The organism is Streptomyces hilarionis, assembly GCF_024539675.1.
In the GTDB taxonomy this organism is placed as follows: domain Bacteria; phylum Actinomycetota; class Actinomycetes; order Streptomycetales; family Streptomycetaceae; genus Streptomyces; species Streptomyces hilarionis.
This window is the reverse complement of sequence record NZ_JAHHIT010000671.1, coordinates 1-289: the sequence shown is the minus strand read 5'-3', so window position 1 is coordinate 289 and position 289 is coordinate 1. Positions and strand designations below refer to the sequence as shown.

Annotated in this window: 1 pseudogene; it reads right to left on the bottom strand. The window is 55.4% G+C overall.

From position 1 onward, the window contains the following. Positions 1-192: pseudogene (locus KMS84_RS44480) on the bottom strand (hypothetical protein); the annotation flags it as partial. Positions 193-289 lie beyond the last annotated feature (97 nt).

Below are 289 nucleotides of genomic sequence, written 5' to 3'. Positions count from 1 at the left end.
AGGTTGTGCATTGCCACCACCCCAGAGCTGCGGAAGAACGATCTCTAAGACGAAGTCGCTGCAATCTTCCTCTCGCCATGTGTCGATCAATTCCACGTAGAATTCGCGTCCATCCTCAGCTACCAGTGCGAGTGATATCAGCTCCGCTGTGGCTGAGAGCCGGGTGAACTCGCAATCAAGAAAGAGCCTCATGTTGCAGGAACTCCGTTATGACTAGGGCTCGCCTGGATATGGCGCAGGAGGGTGAGTTATGGGAGATGGCCCTCGAGCATCTCGGCTCAGACGGACT